General features: G+C 63.7%; 18 protein-coding genes. 11 read left to right on the top strand and 7 right to left on the bottom strand.

All coding sequences use genetic code 11. The features are described 5' to 3' along the window. Positions 1 to 86 precede the first annotated feature (86 nt). Positions 87 to 2,816: a LuxR C-terminal-related transcriptional regulator gene (locus AOT83_RS22495; RefSeq protein WP_070943208.1), complete on the top strand. Its 2,730-nt coding sequence runs from the start codon at positions 87 to 89 to the stop codon at positions 2,814 to 2,816. Positions 2,817 to 2,953: 137 nt separating this feature from the next. After that, on the top strand, positions 2,954 to 4,732 hold the full coding sequence (locus tag AOT83_RS22490; protein WP_234797695.1) for a glycoside hydrolase: 1,779 nt from the start codon (positions 2,954 to 2,956) through the stop codon (positions 4,730 to 4,732). Between the two features lie 2 nt (positions 4,733 to 4,734). Here the strand turns inward: AOT83_RS22490 and AOT83_RS22485 are convergent, their stop codons facing one another. The 4 genes from AOT83_RS22485 to AOT83_RS22470 form a co-directional block, all read right to left on the bottom strand. Further along, complete coding sequence (locus AOT83_RS22485; protein ID WP_030097051.1) at positions 4,735 to 5,184, bottom strand: pyrimidine dimer DNA glycosylase/endonuclease V; 450 nt, start codon at positions 5,182 to 5,184, stop codon at positions 4,735 to 4,737. A gap of 48 nt (positions 5,185 to 5,232) precedes the next feature. Next, positions 5,233 to 6,120 (bottom strand): SDR family NAD(P)-dependent oxidoreductase, encoded by an 888-nt coding sequence (locus AOT83_RS22480; RefSeq protein WP_057964281.1) that lies wholly within the window; start codon positions 6,118 to 6,120, stop codon positions 5,233 to 5,235. Between the two features lie 238 nt (positions 6,121 to 6,358). Then, complete coding sequence (locus tag AOT83_RS27950) at positions 6,359 to 6,550, bottom strand: PASTA domain-containing protein (protein WP_030097053.1); 192 nt, start codon at positions 6,548 to 6,550, stop codon at positions 6,359 to 6,361. A gap of 119 nt (positions 6,551 to 6,669) precedes the next feature. Continuing rightward, a complete protein-coding gene (locus AOT83_RS22470) occupies positions 6,670 to 8,208 on the bottom strand; it encodes an acyl-CoA synthetase (RefSeq protein WP_057964280.1) in 1,539 nt (512 codons plus the stop codon). Positions 8,209 to 8,349: 141 nt separating this feature from the next. Here AOT83_RS22470 and AOT83_RS27500 point away from each other — a divergent pair, with 141 nt between their 5' ends. The 5 genes from AOT83_RS27500 (at position 8,350) to AOT83_RS22450 (ending at position 12,509) form a co-directional block, all read left to right on the top strand. After that, on the top strand, positions 8,350 to 8,505 hold the full coding sequence (locus AOT83_RS27500) for a hypothetical protein (RefSeq protein WP_109394590.1): 156 nt from the start codon (positions 8,350 to 8,352) through the stop codon (positions 8,503 to 8,505). 4 nt (positions 8,506 to 8,509) lie between these two features. Next, complete coding sequence (locus tag AOT83_RS22465) at positions 8,510 to 9,640, top strand: YeiH family protein (RefSeq protein ID WP_057964279.1); 1,131 nt, start codon at positions 8,510 to 8,512, stop codon at positions 9,638 to 9,640. Between the two features lie 90 nt (positions 9,641 to 9,730). Next, positions 9,731 to 11,056 (top strand): cytosine permease, encoded by a 1,326-nt coding sequence (locus AOT83_RS22460; protein WP_057964278.1) that lies wholly within the window; start codon positions 9,731 to 9,733, stop codon positions 11,054 to 11,056. Then, complete coding sequence (locus tag AOT83_RS22455) at positions 11,053 to 11,730, top strand: isochorismatase family cysteine hydrolase (protein WP_030097057.1); 678 nt, start codon at positions 11,053 to 11,055, stop codon at positions 11,728 to 11,730. The genes AOT83_RS22460 and AOT83_RS22455 overlap by 4 nt, the downstream gene beginning before the upstream one ends. Before the next feature lie 59 nt (positions 11,731 to 11,789). After that, positions 11,790 to 12,509: a DUF2275 domain-containing protein gene (locus AOT83_RS22450; RefSeq protein WP_030097058.1), complete on the top strand. Its 720-nt coding sequence runs from the start codon at positions 11,790 to 11,792 to the stop codon at positions 12,507 to 12,509. Here the strand turns inward: AOT83_RS22450 and AOT83_RS22445 are convergent. Further along, positions 12,498 to 13,898, bottom strand: a complete 1,401-nt coding sequence (locus AOT83_RS22445; RefSeq protein WP_057964277.1) for a PepSY domain-containing protein — start codon at positions 13,896 to 13,898, stop codon at positions 12,498 to 12,500. The genes AOT83_RS22450 and AOT83_RS22445 overlap by 12 nt on opposite strands. Positions 13,899 to 13,974: 76 nt before the next feature. Between AOT83_RS22445 and sigC the strand changes: the two genes are divergently transcribed. Continuing rightward, positions 13,975 to 14,526 (top strand): RNA polymerase sigma factor SigC, encoded by a 552-nt coding sequence (gene sigC / locus AOT83_RS22440; RefSeq protein WP_030097060.1) that lies wholly within the window; start codon positions 13,975 to 13,977, stop codon positions 14,524 to 14,526. Here the strand turns inward: sigC and AOT83_RS22435 are convergent. Continuing rightward, positions 14,523 to 15,014: an SRPBCC family protein gene (locus AOT83_RS22435; RefSeq protein ID WP_057964276.1), complete on the bottom strand. Its 492-nt coding sequence runs from the start codon at positions 15,012 to 15,014 to the stop codon at positions 14,523 to 14,525. The genes sigC and AOT83_RS22435 overlap by 4 nt on opposite strands. Positions 15,015 to 15,046: 32 nt before the next feature. Between AOT83_RS22435 and AOT83_RS22430 the strand changes: the two genes are divergently transcribed. Then, positions 15,047 to 16,063, top strand: a complete 1,017-nt coding sequence (locus AOT83_RS22430; protein WP_057964275.1) for an LLM class flavin-dependent oxidoreductase — start codon at positions 15,047 to 15,049, stop codon at positions 16,061 to 16,063. Here the strand turns inward: AOT83_RS22430 and AOT83_RS22425 are convergent. Beyond that, the gene (locus tag AOT83_RS22425; protein ID WP_030097063.1) at positions 16,060 to 16,722 is read right to left on the bottom strand and encodes an NAD(P)H-binding protein; all 663 of its coding nucleotides are present in this window, start codon (positions 16,720 to 16,722) and stop codon (positions 16,060 to 16,062) included. The genes AOT83_RS22430 and AOT83_RS22425 overlap by 4 nt on opposite strands. A 181-nt stretch (positions 16,723 to 16,903) precedes the next feature. Between AOT83_RS22425 and AOT83_RS22420 the strand changes: the two genes are divergently transcribed. After that, entirely contained in the window at positions 16,904 to 17,713 is an 810-nt protein-coding gene (locus tag AOT83_RS22420; RefSeq protein WP_057964274.1) for an SDR family oxidoreductase, read from the top strand. A 14-nt stretch (positions 17,714 to 17,727) separates the two neighbouring features. Continuing rightward, on the top strand, positions 17,728 to 18,732 hold the full coding sequence (locus AOT83_RS22415; protein ID WP_232784388.1) for a hypothetical protein: 1,005 nt from the start codon (positions 17,728 to 17,730) through the stop codon (positions 18,730 to 18,732). The last annotated feature ends 8 nt before the right edge of the window (positions 18,733 to 18,740 follow it).

The raw sequence follows: 18,740 nt of genomic DNA, 5'->3' as shown, positions 1-18,740 counted from the left end.
GCAGCCTTGTTCTTGTTGATTCGAGTTGACCATGACAAGAGGTTGCGGTGGAGAAGGTTAGATGGAGTTCACAATCATTGCGGCCGTTGCGCGGTCGCAATGATCACGTAAGGCGCATCGTCGAGATACTGGATGTTGCGGTAAAGACGCGGCGCTGCAAGATACTTCTGCTGGAGTCTCCGGTCGGCAGCGGCAAGAGCCGGCTACTGCTCGAGTCAATGTTGTTGGCCGACCGCCGCGGCTACGCGGTGATCGATGGTCTCCCGGAAAAGCCGCGCGTCATGAAGTCCTCGATGACACGAGCCTGTCAGCTCGAGTCTCAAATCAAGGATCTGCTCAGGCGGGGGCCGGTTTTGGTGGCCGTCGATGATCTCCAATGGGTCGACACCCCGAGCGTGGAAGCGTTGTTGGGCTTGGTTGATAGGTTTGCAGGCGTCCCGTTGGTGTGGGAATTTGCGCTCAGGCCAGGAGGTTTGGATGATCTCGGCGGGTATTTCTTCAAGGCGATGAGCCGAGATGGGCGAGCCGAGTGGCTCCAGCCACTGGGAGCGTTATCTGAGTCGGCGATTGCCGAAGTTGTCGGTGATCTGCTCGACGCGGAACCCAGTCAGGATCTGGTGAGATTGTGCGAGTGTTTTGACGCCACTCCGCAGGTCACGGTGCAGCTGATTCAGGGGCTGGTAGAGGATGGCGCGATCGAGGCAAATCACGGTGTGGCGAAGCTGAAGCCTGAGAAACCTGATCCTTATGCCGGTGAAACCATAATGGCACCAGCATGTTTGGCATCTCTGGTGTCAGATCGACTTTCTGCGCTGCGGGGAGTAAGTCGAGAGGCGCTGCAAGTGGCGGCCGTTTTGGGACGGGTCTTCTGTCCGGAAGATTTATCGGAGATGCTCGGATGTTCTCCGGCGGAGTTGGTGGCTCCCCTGTCGGAGGCCGTGGCCGCTGGTTTGATTGTTGCTCAAGCGGTTGACTTCGCCTTTCCGCATGATCTGATCCGCCGTGCGGTGCTGGGGAGCGTCCCGGCTCCCTTGGTCCCGCTACTGCATCGTCAAGCCGCAGCAATGCTGGTCGAACGAAACGGTGGGCACACGGAGAGGTCCGCTGTGCATTTGTTACATGGACACGCGAATGATGCGGAGGCGGCTGGGATCATCGCCCGGATCGCTGAACGATTGATGTCGGTTGCGCCTGAGTCAGCTGCCACCTTGGCATTGCGCGGAATGGAGAAGGCGCCCAAGGGTAGTCGTGTGCACCTGAGGATGGCCGGCATTGCGGTCGTTGGGTTGCTTCGGTCCGGCAGTCTAGCTCGAGCGGCCGAAATCGCTGAGCAGGTCATGCGCGACCCTTGGGAGGGAGCCGGCGTAATGGTTGACCGGGTTCGGGCGGGCCTGATTACCGCGATGGCACTGCGCGGAGAGACGGACGGAGCTTTTGTGCTGGCATCGAATTCACAAGGTCCTGCAGACGGTCGTGCTGTACGTCGTACCCAGCTGGTGCGGCTGGCGCTTTCGTTCTTTTCGCAGATCGAGTCTGTCGAGACTACGGCCGAGGGGATCCTGTCCGATTCGACATCATGCCCAGCCTCCATGACGATGGCGGCGATGTCGATACGTGCGACGGTGTCCTGGCGCCGAGGCAAGGCTTCCGATGCGTTGTGCGCAATCGAGGAATCGGTTGACCTGTGGCAAAGACAATCTGGGGACTCCTTTGATTCCTACCCGTTGTGGCAGAAGGCGTGGATGCTGCTGCGGATGCAGGAATTGGACGCCGCCGACAGCGCAATCGAGGCCCTCGGCCGGGTTATTGAGTCCAGCAGGACGGAAGTGCTGGTTCCGGTCTATTTGTCGTTGCGTGGATGGTGCCGACTCGCCCGCGGCGATGTGGCCGGAGCAGAAGTGGACGGCTCCGATGCGTTGAGCTTGTGTTATCGCTACCGGATGCAACTGCCCGTTCCGTGGCTGCACGCGTTTCTGGCATGTACTGCGCTACGCCGTGGCGAGCTGGGATTGGCATCCGACTGCGTGCAACGCCTTGACGAGTGTCTCCCGCACAATCAGCAACATCCGTTGTGGGGGCTGCGGTGCCTGATCCGCGCCCAGGTAAGTGCGGCCGGCGGTGAGCCTGGGACGGCCTTCCGAGCTCTGCTCGACGCTGGCGACAGCCTGGAACTGATAATCGCGGACCCTGCGTCTGCAGCCTGGTGTGTGCGGCTGGCGCGGAGTGTCGGCCACGAATCCTTTGCGCGGGATGTAGTACGGACTTCCCGGATGATCAGCGAGCTGAACCCGGATCAGCCATTCTTGGCGGTAGTGGCGGATCACTGCCGGGCACTGATGGACCGTGATGCCGTTATCGTCAAATCCCTTGCGGGCCAATATACGGACCCGTGGGTTCACGCTTCGGCGACAGAGGACGCCGGGGTGTTGCTGGCAGCAGTGGACCGTGCGGCCGCGGTAGCTGAACTCAGTGCCGCGATGGCGGTTTACGTGGAGTTGGGCGCGGACTGGGACGCTGCCCGGGTTCGGCATCGGCTGCGTGACCTCGGTGTCCGACGGCGGCATTGGAGTCACACCACGCGTGCATCCACGGGTTGGGCAAGTCTGACCATTGCCGAGGAGAAGGTGGCGCGGCTGGCCGCTGGAGGTCTCACCAATCGCCAGGTCGCGCGGGAGCTCTTTATCTCTGCCCACACAGTCGGGTTCCATCTGCGCCAGATTTACCGCAAGCTGGAGATTCGGTCGCGGGTAGATCTGGCAAGAATCGCGCCACCTGAAGTGTGCGATGTGCTGGGTGGCGAGCGGGGAGAAGGATGATCTGTGATTCACCCACAGGTGGTGGTGCCGCACGGGGAGGCGCATTTGTTGTCGCAGTTGTCGTGCTCATCGCGGCCGTAGCGTGCGTCTCTTCAGGTCCGCGTTCCAGAAAGCCGACCATTTCCGGTGATGGCACGGTGGTCACTTTCCCTGTCGGCGGAGACGTTCTGCGGTTGGATCTGCGCGACCTCCGTGTGAACGGAGCGGCGGAGCTTTCACGGGCGACCGCGACACGTATCGGTGCGCCGAGTGCGGTACGGATAGACGATCGCGGAGCGGTGACGTGGAGCTATCCAGACAGCGGATTTACGTTTACCGCGACTGCTCGCGATGGCCGTCTCGTTGCCGATGTGACGAGTGATCGAGATCAGAACCTGGCCTGGCCCATTGCGGGCGCCGATGCCACTGACTTGCAATTGCCGCTCGGGGGCGGCGTGAGCATCCCGATTCACGATCCCACCTGGACCAAACCCGAGGTGGGCATCGTGGGCGACCATCCCATACAGGAATTGACCATGCCAATCTTGGGCTACTCCTACGTGGACACCGGGGTCAGCTGTGTCGTGCCCACAGATCTGGGCTCGACGCTGACGTTGGACTCCAATCTGGTGGGCACGGTGTCGCACACATTCAGCAAGAGCCGCGGCACCCAGAACTATGCCGTGTCTATGGCGATTACCGATGGATCGCCCACCGCCGCGGCACGGAATTACCGCACGCTGCTCCAAGGGCAGAACAAGTTCGTCACCCTGGCCGACAAAATTAAGGCCAATCCGGACGTACAAAAGCTGATCGGGGCATTTCACGCGTACACGTGGGCCGGTGGGCGTGAACCTGAAACAGTGCTGAGACTGCGTGCGTTGGGGATACGGCGAATGTGGCTTGGGTATGACGACGATGGGGACCCGCCGATGAACTCCGCAGCCGTTGAGGCAGCGAAAGAAGCTGGGTATCTGGTTGGGCCGTATGTGTCCTTTGACAATGCCCAAGACCCAGCGGGGGAGATCGATAATCCCGGGTCGCGATGGCCGGCGGGCATCTATCCCAATGCCTGTGTCCACACCGCAGAAGGAAAGACAGTCAACGGATTTCAAGACCGCGGCTGCTACCTGAGCTCGCAAGCCCTAGCGCAGATGCCTGATCTCGTGCGAGCGCGGGTTCGCTCGCGCACGGCAAACGGTGCCAATAGTGTCTTTGTGGACGTCGACGCGACCGGTATGACTTTCGATGACTACACACCGGGCCACCCGATGACGCAAGCTCAAGACCGGCGCAACCGCGTGAAGCGACTCGACGAGATCGGCAAGCGATATGTGCTGGGTTCGGAAACGGTGGGATCTTGGGCCACGAGTGCGGTGGCGTTCAGTCATGGATCCAGCACACCCATCATTTCTGCGCTGTGGCCCCTCGAGCGGGACAAAGGAATCTGGGGAGAGTACTGGGGGGAAGACGGACCTCAGTTCTTCTTCAAGCAAGTTCAGCTTCCGCCGGTGCTGCACGACACGATGTTCAATCCTAAGTATCGAATTCCCTTATATGAGAGCATATTTCATGACTCGGTGGTCAGCACCGATAGGTGGGAGCTGCCGTTCAACAAGTTCCCTGCCGAGAAGCGGAATCGGGCGCTCTCAGCGCTGCTCAATGTGGCCCCAATGATGTACGCCTTGAATAAGGACACCCTTGACCGTGAAGGGGCTGATTTAGCGGCCCTGCAGACGTTCTATTCCAAGCTGAGCGACACTGCGGGTACTGAACCTCTGTCCACATTCGAATGGCTCACTTCGGATCGACTCGTGCAGCGGACAGTTTTCGGAGACAGGAAGCTCACCGTCACAGCCAATTTTGGTGATGTGCCCTACGCCGATGTTGCCCCGGGTTGTGTGGCGGCAGAACCGGGTGGTGTCTTCTGTCCGTGAAATCACACGGAGTAGGCGGGCAGCACCTTCTCCCAGTTTTCGATGTCGCCGTGTACCGGGCGAAAGATGGGATGCGGGCGCAGCCGCGTGGAACTTTTGGTCGCGAGAAGCTCCGGATTGCGTTGCGCCAGTTTGGTGTCCAGTAGCCAGCGTTCGTAGGCGAGTTGCCCGCGATGCACGTCGATCAACGGTTCGAACGCGGCCGCGGGAAGACCGATGAGCTCACGGTTGAACCGATAGCCGCGCTGGTCGGCCTCATCGGCGAGGCCGACCAGGTAGGCGCCGATGGCGGCAACTGGCTGTGCCAGCGATGTGAACCGGTCCAGCTGCGGGTGGTTGCGGTATCCGCGGGTGCTTCCTTGCAGCACCTTCTGCGCCAGGAGAGTTTCCCGCCAGCACGCGACCAGCCCCTTGGCATCGAGGTTGCACGGATGTAGAGACCACAGTCGCATGCCTTCTCTGTACCTGACGGCAGCGATGGTGGCCGCGCAGACACGGTTCTACAGGTTCACCAACTCGCGCGACCGCTGCCAGAGTTCCGCTTGTGCCTGCTGGTTGGAGCGGATCCGGACGGCGGGCAGTGCGCCCAGACCCGGGGTCGACGTGAAGAATCGCCCGCTGATTGTCGCGAGGTCATCATCGAGCACCAGCCGAATGCCCATCCGGGCTCCCTGATCGGGGCGCCGCACGAATGGTGTGCGTGAGGCAAGGCCCGCCGCGGCGGTGAGGATGCGGCTGTCCCGAACCAGCCCGGTCGAGACCATGCCCGGGCAGAAGCAGTTGACCGTCACCCCGGTGTCCTCGAGCCGCCGCGCGAGTTCCTGAGTGAACAAGATATTCATCAACTTGGACTGTCCGTACCGGACCTCGGAGCCAATGGCGTTGTAGGAGCGTGGTTCTGCGAAACGGTCCAAGTTGATGCGTGGCCATGATCGGTGCGCCTCGGATGCGGTGATGACGATGCGCGCGTGATCCGCGGCGATGATCGGCTCCAGCAACAGGTTGGTCAGCAGAAACGGTCCGAGGTGGTTGGTCGCCGTCATTAGGTCAAAGCCGTCCACGCTGGGCTTGCTCGACAGGGAATGGATGCCGGCGTTGTTCACCAGGGTGTTGATCCGGGGGTGCGTCGCGGCGATCTCGCGGGCCGCTGCCCGCACCGAGTCCAGGTCGGCGAGGTCGGCCTGGATGTACTCCGGCGCGGTGATCGCCCCGTTCTCGGCCGCCAGCTCCCGGATCGTGTCGGCTGCCTTGACGGGGTCGCGTGCCACCAGCGTGAGCAGCGCCCCGCGCCGCACCAGCGCACGGGCAATTTCCTTGCCGATCCCATTGGTGGCACCGGTGATGACGATCCGGGAACCGGCGATGGGGCGATCTGGATAGGTGGCCATGATCCTCCTCAATGAGTGAACTCGATGCATTCAAATGCTGACAGTATGTGAATGCTATGAGCATTGCAATGAGTGCGCGGTGGTGTCAAGGACGCCGATGCCAGAAGAGGGCGGCGCGAACTTGGCCTCACGATGTGGGGCGAGGTCAGCACGGCACCCTGTTGGCGCGCGTGTTGGACCGCAGATTCACTCCGACGGGGCCGACCCCCCGGGAGTGTTTGAATAGTGTTGCTAGGCTTTAGATTCCGAAAGTTAAGGTGATCTTCGCGCCCGGTTCAAGATGTGCCCCGGCGGCGGGATCTTGCGCGACGATCCGGGATTTCTGATTGGGTTCATCCACGGGAACCTCTTTGGTTGCGACGCTCACTTGGCCCAGCTTGCGCAGCACCGGCTTCACGTCGGTCCACTGCAAGCCGACCAGCTGGGGCATGACGCCCGGTTGAATCACCGGAACGGTTGCACTCGATGGGCTTGACGGCCCTTCTTGGGTGGCGGGTGTCGAGCACCCTGCGAGCAGCCCCCCGGCAATGCAGATCGCGGCCACCGTTCTCATCGAGCCCCTTCCCAATACTTCTGGCGCAAAAGTCCTTTGGCCAGCTTACCGGTGGGGGTACGTGGAAGGGTGTCGGTGAAGTCAAAGCTGCGGGGAACTTTGTATCGGGCGATGCGCTCGCGCAGGAATTCCGTCAGCTCGGCGGCCAGCGTGTCCTGGTCGGCCGACGGGTCGGCCGGCTGCACCACGGCCTTGACCGCCTCGCCCATCTCGGCATCGGGCACTCCGATCACCGCGACGTCCAGCACCCGGGGGTGTAGTGCTAGGGAGTTCTCGATCTCCTGCGGGTAGATGTTGACGCCGCCGGAGATGATCATGAATGCCTTGCGGTCGGTCAGAAAGAGGAATCCGTCGCCGTCGACGTATCCGATATCGCCCGTCGTCGTCCAGGTGTCATGCTCGGGATGGCAAGCGCTGCGGGTTTTTTCGTCGTCATTGTGATAAGTGAAGGGTCGTTCCTCGCGTTCGAAGTACACCAGTCCGGCCTCGCCGGTCGGCAGCTCTGTACCTTCCTCATCGCAGATGTGCAGTACGCCCAGTGCCGGGCTGCCGACAGAGCCCGGTCGCTTGAGCCAGTTCTCGCAGTCGATGAATGTGACGCCGTTGCCTTCGGTCGAGGAGTAGTACTCATAGAGGATCGGCCCCCACCAGTCGATCATCGAATGCTTCACCTCGACCGGGCATGGCGCGGCGGCATGGATCGCGACCTTCAAAGACGAAGTGTCGTGCCGCAGCCGGGTTTCCTTGGGCAGCTTGAGCATTCGCACGAACATTGTGGGCACCCATTGGCTGTGGGTGATCCGGTACTTCTCGATAGCCGCCAAGGCGTTATCGGCGTCGAAGCGTTCCATCACCACGGCGGTGCCGCCCATCGACTGCACAAAGCCGCAGAATCGCAAGGGCGCGGCGTGATAGATCGGTGCCGGCGACAGGTACACGGTGTCGGCGTTGAATCCGTAGAGACGAGCGAAGAGCATCGCGAACGGATTTGGTTCGTCGACCTGCCGATCCATGAGGGGAACCTTGATGCCTTTGGGCCGTCCGGTGGTTCCCGAGGAATACAGCATGTCCGATCCCGCGGGCTGCGAGGGCAGTGGTTCGTCGGCGGCGCCGGCCAGGGCGTCCTCGTATGAGCCGTACCCGGGTACCTCGCCGCCGAACGCGAGACGCTGCGTGACCGCCGGAATATCGTCGAGAATTGCCACGGCCTGTTCGCGCACACCGGCGGCGACCACGAGTGCTGTTGAACCTGAGTCGTTGACGATGTAGCTGACCTCTGCGGGGGCCAGATGGTGGTTGACCGACGTGATGTAGAGGCCCGAACGTAATGCGGCCCAGTACACAACGAACACCTCGGGGACGTTGTCGCTGAGCAATGCCACATGATCGCCCTTGCGCAGTCCGGTGTCATACCAGTACCGGGCCAGCCGCCGGGATTGCTCGTCCAATTGTCCGTAGGTGAGGGTGGCTCCGGAGCCTGCCATGACGACGGCGGGCTTGTCGGGGAACTGGGCGGCGTGGGTACCTGGGTACACGGGCGAAGACCTTCCGACGGCATTGTCTGCGGGCGCCGTCGACTGTACTTGACGGGTGTCAAGTTCGATCTCGGGCCCGCCTCGATTCAATACGAGCGGATGTCTTGTGAGCCTGGTGGCACGCCACGAAGATTCTGGTCCGTGACCGACGAACAGTCCGGCGCCCCGGCATCTACCGAGGGCCAGCCCACAACCTCCTTCATCGCGCGCATCGGCGTCGACTGGTGGGCAACCATCATCGCCGGTGTGATCGCCCTACTCGCGGTGGCCAATGTGCTGCCCAAGATTCCGTGGTGACTCGATGACTTCAAAGACCGAGACGCAGAACGCCGACGAGGCGTACGAAAATTCCGAAGCAAGCTTCACCTCCACACGGCCACTGGACTACATTCCAGGCATCTTGCTGCTCATCGGTGTGGGCTTGCTGGGCAAGTACGCGCAGATTTGGTGGAAGGAACTCGCCAAGGCGCAGCACTGGACCGTCCCTGACATCGAATATGTGTTGTGGGCCATCGTGATCGGTCTGTTGATCACCAACACCATCGGGTTGCACCGCATCTTCCGGCCGGGTGTGCAGACATACGAGTTCTGGCTCAAGATCGGCATCGTCGCGCTGGGTGCGCGCTTCGTGCTGGGTGACGTCCTCAAACTGGGCGGCACCAGCCTGGTGCAGATCCTGATCGACATGACGGTGGCGGGCGCCATCATTCTGTTGGCGGCCAAGTGGTTTGGCCTGAGCGGAAAGCTGGGTTCGCTACTGGCGATCGGTACTTCGATCTGCGGGGTGTCGGCCATCATCGCGGCCAAGGGCGCCATCCGTGCGCGCAATTCGGATGTCAGCTATGCCATCGCGTCCATCCTGGCGCTGGGTGCGGTGGCGCTGTTCACCCTTCCGGCGATCGGCCACGGGCTCGGACTGACTGACTATGAGTTCGGCCTATGGGCGGGCCTGGCCGTCGACAACACCGCAGAGACGGTGGCCACCGGGCGCCTGTACTCCGAGCACGCCGGTGACATCGCGACGGTCGTCAAGTCCACGCGCAACGCGCTCATCGGCTTCGTGGTGCTCGGGTTCGCGTTGTACTGGGCGGCCCGCGGTGAGGCCGAGACCCTCGCGCCTGGGATCAAGGCCAAGGCGGCCTTCGTATGGGACAAGTTCCCCAAGTTCGTTCTCGGGTTCCTGGCGGTGTCCACCGTCGTGACCCTCGGATGGCTGACCAAGGGGCAGGTCAACAATCTCGTCAATGTGTCCAAGTGGGCATTTCTGCTGACCTTCGCCGGAGTTGGACTGAACACCAACTTCCGGGAGATCGCCCGCAGCGGCTGGCGTCCCCTGGTGGTCGCGGTGATCGGTTTGATTGTGGTAGCAGCGGTGTCGCTGGGCCTCGTGCTGTTGACATCACGGGTCTTTGGCTGGGGTGCGCACATCTAGGCCCGGTCTCAGGGAACGGCAGGGTGTCGTCACGCACACGTAACCGGCACGGACTGCGGACGCAACATCACGCCACGATCCTGTGCGTCGATGTCCACAGAAGTCGCTGCCTCAACAGATGCCGGCGCAATCCCCGCAGATGCGCCCGAATCCGGGACCGCCGAATATGAGAACGAGCCGGTTCCGCCCCATTCGCGCCGAAGTCTGACCTCTGTCGGCGCGGTGTGGCTCGGATTCCCGATGATCCTGACCTGCGCGGTGTTCGGCGGTCTCATCGTCTACTCGGTGGGATTCTGGCGCGGCATGTTGGCGATCGCATTGGGGAATGCGGTGCTGACCGGCTATGTGGGCGCCTTGAGCTACCTGGCCGGTAAGACCGGAAAGAACTTCGCGCTCACCGCGATCGGGACGTTCGGGCGACGCGGATACCGCGTGGTCTGCGCGTTCCTGGCGACCGTGGTGATCGGCTGGTTCGCGTTTCAGACGGGTCTCACCGGCTCGGTGTTGGCAGGCAGCGCCGGATGGGACGCGCGGTGGACTGCTCTCGCCGCGGGTATCGGCTATGTGGCGGTGACGCTGGTCGGCATCCGGGCGCTATCGCTGATCGGTCTCGTCGCCGCTCCGTTGTATCTGCTGCTTGGCGGGGTGGCAATTGTTCTGGCCCTGCGGAATTCGGTGCTGTCAGATGCCTTTGGGTACGGCGGGGCGGCGGGCTCGGCCGCGATGAGCATGGGAGCCGCGGTGACGTTGGTGGTCGCCTGCTTCATCGATTCGGGGACCATGACCGCGGACTTCACGCGATGGTCACGCAATGGGCGACAAGGCTTTTGGGCGTCGTTCGCGGCCTTCCCGCTGGGTAACAGCATCGCGATGGTGACCGGCGGCATGATCGTGGCCCTGGGTGCTGCCCGTGCCCCCGCGACAGACGGTGGGAACTTCCTCGGTGCGCTGATCGATGCGGGTGGCTGGCTGGTGCCGGTATCCATCGCATTCGTCTTCGTCAACCTGGGATCGGTGTGCACGCATTGCCTGTACAACGGCGCGGTCGGGTGGAGCCAGCTCACCGGCCACAAGATGCGATTGCTTGCGGTGCTGCTGGGCGCAGTGGGGGTGTTGTTGGCGGTGCTTGGGGTGTGGTCGCATTTCGAGCAGTGGCTGACCCTGTTGGGTGTTGTGGTCCCGCCCATCGGGACGGTGCTGATCCTCGATCAGTTGGTGCTGCCGAGATACGGAATGGGTGTGCGCGAATCGGCCGTTCGGTGGGAATCCTTCGGGGCATGGGCGGCGGGTGCGGTGTCGGCGTTGGCCGCGCACCTGTGGGCGCCGCAGCTTTCGGATGCTCTCGTGGGAATCGGCACCGCTGCGCTGGTTTACATCGCGGCGCGACGCACCGTTCAGCAGGGAGTGGTGGTATGACGCGACAGGTCGATGCGCAACCGTATTCGTGGCCGTTCGACGGTCCCGTGGACCCTGAACACACCGCGGTGCTGTGCATCGACTGGCAGGTCGACTTCTGCGGCCCCGGCGGATATGTCGACACCATGGGGTATGACCTGTCGCTGACGCGGGCGGGGCTGGCGCCGACGGCCCGTGTACTCGCGGCGGCGCGCGCGGCCGGCATGACCGTTATCCATACCCGTGAGGGCCATCGGCCGGACCTGTCCGACCTTCCGGCCAACAAGCGGTGGCGCTCGGCCAGGATCGGCGCGGAGATCGGTGTGGCGGGACCCTGCGGACGAATCCTGGTGCAGGGGGAGCCGGGGTGGCAGATCGTGCCGGAGGTCGCCCCGCTACCGGGCGAGCCCGTCATCGACAAACCCGGCAAGGGGGCGTTCTATGCGACCGACCTCGATTTGGTGTTACGCACCCGCGGCATTCGATACATCGTGCTGACGGGCATCACGACAGACGTCTGCGTGCACACCACCATGCGTGAAGCCAATGATCGCGGTTTCGAATGCCTCATTCTGTCGGACTGCACGGGCGCGACCGATTCCGGAAATCACGTGGCCGCGCTCAAGATGGTGACCATGCAGGGCGGAGTGTTCGGCGCGGTTGCCGATTCGAATCAGCTGCTCGCGGCGTTTTAGGCACCGGCAGATCAGGGGGTCTTTACACCCAACGTCACGCGATAGGCGACGATGGAGGGGTGAACTGTCAGGAAGTGCGCGAGCAGCTGTCGGCGTGGGTCGACGGTGAGCAGGCAAGCGTTGCGCGCAAGCGTCTGGATGAGCATGTGCTCTCCTGCGCGTCCTGCCGGGAATGGCTAGGGCTGGCGCGCGGGCTGGAACGTCAGTTCGCCTACGCGCGTTCGGCTCCGACCCACGACCTAACCGGGCAGATCCTGGCTGCCGCTGCTGTCGAACCCCTGACCCGAACGGCCCGTTACGCGCACTGGGCCCGTCACAACATCAACCGGTGCGCTTTGGTGCTCATCGGGCTGCTCCAACTGGGAGTGGCCGGTATGCAGGTCGCCGGAATCGACTTCGGGATGGTGTCCTCGCATCACCACGGTGCGATGACCGGAGCACACCTCATGAACGAATCCACCGCCTGGGTGGTGGCGCTCGGTGTGGCCATGGTGATCGCCGGTGTCCGTCCGGCCGCCGCGGCCGGAATGGCAACGGTGCTGGGAGCATTCGCGCTCGTACTTACCGGATACGTCATCAATGACGCCGTCAACGACCAGGTCACCCTGGCCCGCATCATTAGTCACTCGCCGGTGCTACTCGGATTGATCTTCGCGCTGCTGGTCCTGCGCGACTACCGCGCGGGGCGTACACCGCCCAACCAGCATCGTGCGGTGTTCCTGGATGAAGTGGCGGCCGGGGAGCGGCATCTGCGCTCCGCCGACAACTCAGCCGCCTGAGGCTCCGGCGCGACGGCCGGCCACAAATCCCCACACGAGGTCGATGGCGAGGAATGCCGCCAGCGAGATTCCCAGCAGCGGTGTGAACCAACCGATCGCGATGACCAGCAGGGCAAGGGCCACCAGCTCCAGGGGTTTGAGCGCGAGCAGGCCTCCCCGCTTCGGCGGCACCGGCAGGCGCCCGCTCCTGGTCGGACGTCGGCGCCACCACATCAGGTAGCCGCGGGTTATGACGGTGATCAGCCCAATGACGATGAGCGCCACGAGGATCTGATTCGGGATGCCGAACAGGATGCCCATATGGCCGTCGATTGCCCATTCGGTCGATTTCTGCAGCAGTGACCAGTCGGCGAAGTTACTGCGCCCGGTGATCTGTCCATTCGATGGGTTCACCGTGATGGTGTCCAGCTGCGTGGGGAGATCTCGCTTGCGCTCGGCCACCAGCCAGGCCGTATTGGGCTCCGGCGGTGGTGTCATCCACAGCGGGCCGCGCAGCCCGGCCTCGTGCACCGTCTGCAGCACCTTGTCGATGCCCGCCAGCGGCTCTCCTGTCGGCATCGGGGCGGCGCCATGACGTTCATGCCCGGTCATGGGCTTGGCGGCCGCCGGATCGAGTTCGGTGGACAGCGCCGGCCGGATGGCCTGGGTGATGTTGCCGATATTGGTGCCGGCATACCGCGACCAGGTGAGCCCTGTTACCGAAAGTGCCAGCAGCCCAACGATTATCCAGACTCCCACGGCGCCGTGCCAGGTCAATCTGCGTCGGCGTGGGGTGGCATCGCGGTCGGGGAGTGCGATCCTGCTCAGCCGTGCGGTGCGGCGGCGGTAGCCGATCCACAGGAACAGGCCGCCAAGAGCCACCACCCACAACCAGCTGGCGGCGAGCTCGCTGTAGTTGCGTCCGAACGCGCCCAGATGCAGATTCCGGTGAAGTTCGTCGAACCAGGCACGCACCGGCAGCCACTCGCCGTAGGTGGTCAACGTTCCCCGGATCTCGCCGTTGTACGGGTCGACGAACACGGTGCGTGAGTAGTCGGCAGGCACGTCCTCGGTGGCGAAGACGATCCGCGTGGAGTCATCGGGGCGTGCGGGCGGGCGGATGGACGTCACCGTCCCTGCCGGTTGTGTCGCGGTGGCCGCCGCCACCTGTTGTGAGAGTGGCAGCTGCTGGGATCCCACCGAATCGACTGTGAGTTCATGGCGGTACACGGCGGCGTCGACCTGCCCCACCAGCGCATAGGCGAGCCCAGTGAGCGCTGCGACCAGAAGGAATGGCCCGACGAGGAGCCCCGCATAGAAGTGCAGACGCAGTACGATCGGTGCGAATCGTCCCCACGCGGTGTCGGGCTGGGACTCGCGGGCCTCGGGCCGATCCTCGGTATATGTCACGGGATATTGGTCGGATGAACCGGTTAAAGAGTTCCCGCTGTTCACCTCGGAACGTCTACGACATAGAGTAGGACTCGTGGCCACCGGCACCGACGACGATCAGCTGCTTGAACTTGCGCTGTCCGCCGGTCGTGGCGACCAATCCGCGCTCGAATCTCTGGTCAAAGCGACCCAGGCCGATGTATGGCGATTCGTCGCTTACCTGGCCGATACCGGTGTCGCGGACGATCTCACTCAGGAGACCTACCTGAGGGCACTCGGCGCCCTTCCGCGCTTCGCCGGACGCTCGACAGTGCGTACCTGGCTGCTGTCGATCGCACGCCGGGTGGTCGCCGACCATATTCGCCACCTGAAGTCACGGCCGCGAATTGCGCATGGAGCCGATCTGGAAGAGGCCTCGCTGCGCCGCCCGACGCACCGGTTCGAGGAGTTGGTGGAGCTCAAGGCGCTTCTGGCCGCGCTCGACGATGACCGACGCGAAGCATTGGTGCTGACTCAGGTGGTCGGTCTGTCCTATGCCGAAACCGCCGACGTGTGCGGCTGTGCGATCGGCACCATCCGCTCCCGTGTGGCCCGTGCCCGTGATGAGCTGATCGGCTGGGCAGAGCCCGACGATATGACGGGCTAACGCGACAAGCGTTCGGCGATCTCCTGGAGGTTGGCCTCCATTCCCACCCGCCAGTCCTGCAGGCGGCGTGACACGATGCGTGCTTCCTTGTCGGGCATCGCCTCGATGGCGGGCGTCAGTCCCGAAGGGCCTGGGCCGAGGCGTCCCCACTGCCGGACGATGATTCCGTCGCTTGCCGGCTCGACCTCGAAACCCCAACTCGCCGCATACGTGCCACCCTCGGAGAGCACGTTCCACACCCAGCGGGACTCGGGCTCGACTTCGGTGATCACCGAAATGGTTTCCCATTGGCTGCCGTCTCCGCCGTTGGTGCCCTTGAACCGTGCACCGACCGCAACCCCGTCGGCATCGTCGAGCCACTGGACGTTGATGAGCTCGCCCGTGCAGTAGGTGGGGAAGGCGATATCGGTGACCAGGGCCCAAGCCTCCGCCACCGTCCCCGACATCCGTTGTGACACTTCGATAGTGGGGCAGTCCCGGTATCGCATAGGCTGATCTTACTTATGTGAGGGAGGACCGGATGCGTATTGGTGTGACGATCGAGCCGCGACTGCCGGGCGCCGCCGACTTTGCGCGGCGCGCAGCGCAGCTGGGCGTCGCCTCGCTCTGGGTGCCCGAGGTGTGGGGGTATGACGCCCTGACGGGCCTTGCCTACCTGGCGGCCTGCACCGACACCATCGGGCTCGGAACCTTCGTCGTTCAGCTGGGGTCGCGATCACCGGCAATGCTGGCGACGTCGGCACTGAGCATCCAGCAGCTCTCCGGCGGGCGCTTCATGCTGGGGGTTGGGGCGTCCGGGCCACAGGTGATGGAGGGATGGCATGGCGTGCGCTTCACCAAGCCGGTCCAGACCACCCGGGAGACCATCGACATCGTCCGGATGGTGGCGCGCGGGGAGCGGCTCCAGTACGAGGGACAGGTGTACACGCTGCCGCTGCCCGGCAGCGCCGGAAAACCCTTGCGGCCCTTGGTAGCGCCGCAAAATATGCCCGTGTATGTCGCGGCCATGGGTCCGGCCAACCTGGCGCTCACCGGTGAACTTGCCGACGGCTGGCTCGGTAACTCCTTCATCCCGGAACTCGCCGAGGTGTTTCTCGGTCCCATCCGTGACGCGGCGGTGTCGGCCGGGCGGCAGCTGGGCGATATCGATCTGGTGGCGCCGGTCGCTCTCGAATTCGCTCGTACCGCAACCGATGCTGCCGCTGCCGTCAGGCGTCACGCCGCCGGATACGCGTTCACCATCGGTGCCATGGGTGGATCCGGGCGGAACTTCTACAACGAGGCATTCACCCGGCTCGGATACGGAGAGGGTGTCCGCACGGTCGAATCATTGTGGCGTGCGGGCGATCGCGACGCCGCTCGCGATGCCGTGCCCGACGATCTGGGTCGTCTCACCAATCTCGTGGGCACCGACCAGATGATCAGTGAGCGGCTGGAACGCTATCGTGCCGCGGGCATCTCGACTCTGCTGGTCAAGCTCGACACGCCATTCGACGAGCAGCTGCGGGCGCTCGATCGCCTGTTCGCTCTGCTCTAGAGCGCATGCACCGCAGTGGCGATGGGGGTGTTGCCCTCGGTGAGGAAGAGGATGTCGTGCGTTGTGTTCGGCGCGGGAAGCAGTTCGGCGACTACTGCCGCGACATCGGCACGGGTGACAGATCCGCGTCCAATCTTGCTGGCGGACAGGGTGACTGAGCCGGTTGGCTCCTCATCGGTGAGTAGGCCCGGGCGCAGGATGGTCCAGTCCAGGCCATCGCGTGCCCGAAGGTCCTCTTCGGCGGCCGTCTTCGCGATCACGTAGGCGATCCACGATTCGTCTCCTTCGGTGGGTGCGGGCTCACCGGCGCCGAACGCGCTGATCTGAACGAAACGCCGTATCTGTGCGTACTCGGCGGCTTCGGCGAGCAGGACGGCGGCGGCCCTGTCCACGGTGTCCTTGCGCGCCGGGCCGCTGCCTGGTCCGGCGCCCGCGGCGAAGACGGCGGCGTCCGCTCCTGCGAGGGCCACCGCGACCGATCCCACCGCGGCCGACTCCAGGTCGAGAACCAACGGCTGTCCACCCCATGACTCCACATCGGCGGCATGGTCGGGATTGCGGATCAATGCGACGGCAGTATCGCCGCGCGCCGCGAGCAGACGGATCAGATGTGCGGCGATCTGTCCGTGACCACCGGCGATGACGATCTTCTGCGGCATGCTCTTCCTCTCGTAGTCCACGATCGGCAACCCCGCCGATCGTTCGGTCATTCCCGGTCGCGGCCCGTCTCACAAGGTGTACTTGTTAGCTGTCAACAATCTTTTGTTGGCCGTGAGCCATGAAATCTCATTACGCTCGGGCGTGCCGGAGGTAGCTGGCTGACTTCTATGAGGAGTGGACATGGTCGAGATTCCAGGGACAATTGATCCAGTCCAACCGTATCGACCGCACGAGCGGCCGTTGGCGGGGAAGGTGGCCGTCATCACCGGCGCATCGGCGAACATGGGCGCGGCGCTGGCCCGGACGTTGGCTCACGATGGGGCCCGCATCGTTGTGCACTACCGCAGCGATAACAAGAAGGAACCGGCGGCCGAGGTGGTCCGGCAGATTCAGAAGGACGGCGGCGAGGCGGTCAGCTTCCAGGCCGATCTTACGGTCCCGGAGAACTGTACGAAGCTCGCCGACGCTGCCTTCGAGGCATTCGGCCGGTGGGACATCCTGATCAACACCGCGGGAATGATTGTGCGAAAACCCTTGGCGGATATCACCGAAGAGGAATACGACGGGGTCTTCAACACCAACGCCAAGACGGTGTTCTTCATGATGCGCGAGGCGGCGCGCCGCATGGCCGACGACGGCCGGATCCTGAGCTTCGTCACCACGATGGTCGGTGCGCTGGCGCCCACCTACAGTGCTTACGCCGGATCCAAGGCGCCCGTTGAGCATTTCACCAAGGCACTGGCCAAAGAGGTTGGCGGGCGCGGGATCACCGTCAACTGCATCGCACCCGGCCCGCTGCAGACGAGCTTCTTCTACCCGGCCGAGTCCGACGACAACATCGCCTGGCTGCAGTCGATGAGCATCAACGGCAAGATCGGGCGCGGTGACGACATCCTGCCCGTCGCCCGGCTGCTGGTTCTTCCCGAATCGGGGTGGACAACCGCGCAGACCATCTTTGTCAACGGCGGCATCATCTCCACCATCAACTAGGAATCCTGTCCTCAATGACTGACACGACGGCCAAGCGCCGTGCCCTGATCATATTGTCGTCCGCGCGTGCGCTGCCGCTCAGCTCACCGCCGTCGACGCCGCAGATCCCGATCGGGTTCTTCCACGTGGAGCTGGCGCAGGTGCTGGCCGAATTCGAGGGTGACTACGAGTTCACGCTGGCCACCCCCGACGGTGCACCGCCCCAGATCGACGTCAATGGCTTCTCGCTACCGTGGCACGCGACCGACCGGATGACCGAGGTCTATGCGAGCTCGGTCGCGGCGTTCTCGGCTCCTGATTTCGATATCGACGCATACCGCCGCGAGCATGCCGATCTTGTCGAGCGCCGCGAGCGTGAATTGCAGCTGCTGGAGCGCCATCTGGGCCGGCTCCCGATCACCGAACCGCTGCCCTCAACGGACGCGGAGGTGCGCGCGTTCCGCCCGGAGGTGGTGCGCCGGGTGGATGCTTTGGCGCCGCGACCGTATCTGTCGCTCTCCGAGCTGATCGGCAGGCACCGAGACCCATCGGAGCCCTTCAGCCTCGCCGACTTCGATTTCATCCATGCCCCGGGCGGGCACGCCCCGATGGTCGATTTCCACAAGAACGCGTGGCTCGGCGAGGTATTGCACACCGCCCGGGAGAACGGCGTGTACATCTCGTTGATCTGTCACGCGCCGATTGCCCTGACCTCTACGAACCTGCGGGTGGACGCCGACGGCGCCGTCTACACCGTCGAAGACAACGTATTCGCCTCGGCCGAGGTCACGACGGTGGGCAGAGAGGGCGAGACCGGCATGCTCGACCAGGGGTATGTACACATCCCACCCGGCCCGACACGTCTGGAGTACTTCGTGGACGAGGGGCTGCGTGAGGCCGGTTTCACGGTGGCCACCGCGCCCATTCCTACCTCGCTGATCCTGCTCTCGGACAACGAGATCGGCCTCGTCACGGGCAACGGCCCGCAGACGGTGGACATCCAGGCGGCCGATATTCGCGCCGCTGTCGACAAAACCTAGACTGGCAC

This window comes from Mycobacteroides sp. H001, from assembly GCF_001440005.1.
GTDB classification, from domain to species: domain Bacteria; phylum Actinomycetota; class Actinomycetes; order Mycobacteriales; family Mycobacteriaceae; genus Mycobacterium; species Mycobacterium gwanakae.
This window is presented reverse-complemented; position numbering and strand designations above follow the sequence as displayed.